Genomic DNA, 1,529 nt, shown 5'->3' with positions numbered 1-1,529 from the left:
TTTTTCAGGCTTGTATGCTTTTCCGCAAGGCAGGGCTGAAACTCAATGCACTGGATGAGTTTACGTATCCGAAGAAGCTGGATGTAGAGATGCTTCGCTATTTGCGTAAAACGTGGGAGGAAACGCGATGAAGAAAAACAGAAAGTTTATGCGGATCATTTGCTTTACGCTTGCTCTGCTGTTCACGTTTACCTCCATGCCGGTTTATGCGGACGGCGAAGAGCAAAAGGTGACGCTTTCGCCCTATCAGGGAGACAGCGCGGAGCAATTTCGTTCGTCGTTTTCCTATTACGATGACGTAGAAGCGATGCTCATCGGTGAGCCAACCACCGGTAAAATCCTGATTGAAAAGAACAGTGAGAAGCCTTTGGGCATTGCCTCGATGACGAAACTGATGACGTATTACTTGGTCAAAAAGGACATCGCCGAGGGCAAAATCGATCCCAAACAGACGGTAAAGATTTCCTCTTCCGCGGCGGAATTTAACGTTGCCGGTTCGTCTAATTACGGCTTAAAAGCCGGAGAGACACGAACGGTTGAGCAACTTCTCATGGGCATGATGGTCGTATCCGGAAATGATGCTGCCGCAATGCTGGGAGAGATTCTTGCCGGAAGTGAACAGGCGTGTGCAGAACGGATGAATCAGGAAGCCGCTGCTTTGGGTATGCGCAACACGCATTTTGTCAATGCCAGCGGATTTACCGTGAACGGACAGTATAATACCGCCAGTGCGCGGGACATGTTCATACTCGCTTCTGCACTGCTCAAAGATTTTCCGGAAGTACGCGAGCTTGCTGCGATTAAAACCATCAATGAACCGGAGCGTCAGTATTCGGGACGATCCACGTTGACCGAGGCGACTGTGGATATTCCGGGACTGGAAGGATTAAAGACCGGTGTAACGGAAGAAGCGGGATACTGCTTTACCGGCGCATTATCCCTGACATCCAGCGCAGACAGCATTCCTTTTGAAGCGATCAGCGTGGTTATGGGCGCAGGCAGTAACGATTCGCGCTGGCGCACAACCAAGGAGCTGGCGGATTTGGCAGCAGGATCGTTTTCCCATATCTCGTTAGTGGATGCCGCGAAACCCGTGAAGCGGTATGAGATGCCTTCCGCCGAAGAGGAATCGGTCGTTTTGTATCCGGCAAGTTCCTATTCGGTGTTCACGTATTCCCATCAGACCTTTTCCATTCGCTACCAATTCGACGAAAACAAAAAAGCGCCGACGGCTGCGGAGGAAAAGTTTGGAGAAATTCTGATTTATCAAAACGGGGAAATGATTAAGATGATCGACATCGTTGCGCATAAGCCAACGACAAAAGCCGGGTTGTGGACGCGCATTAAGCGAGCGACAAAGGACTTTGCCCATTTCGTTCTGCATCTGTTATAAGACGAACCTTGGGTTAAGGGCTGCGCTGCTGCGGCGTGGCCTCTGTAACAAAAAAAAAAACCCGGCAGAAAATAGCTGCCGGAGAAATAGCGCAGTATGAAGGATTCGAACCCTCGGCCTTCCCCTTAGGAGTATA

General features: G+C 50.1%; 1 protein-coding gene. It reads left to right on the top strand.

The window, feature by feature from the left end; genetic code table 11:
- Positions 1 to 148: 148 nt before the first annotated feature.
- The gene (locus RDL68_RS06295; protein WP_308540826.1) at positions 149 to 1,393 is read left to right on the top strand and encodes a D-alanyl-D-alanine carboxypeptidase family protein; all 1,245 of its coding nucleotides are present in this window, start codon (positions 149 to 151) and stop codon (positions 1,391 to 1,393) included.
- Positions 1,394 to 1,529 lie beyond the last annotated feature (136 nt).

Origin of the sequence: uncultured Murdochiella sp. (genome assembly GCF_902488755.1) — a bacterium.
Classification (GTDB): Bacteria; Bacillota; Clostridia; order Tissierellales; family Peptoniphilaceae; genus Murdochiella.
The sequence above is the reverse complement of the archived record's forward strand: the minus strand, read 5'-3'. Positions and strand labels throughout refer to the sequence as shown.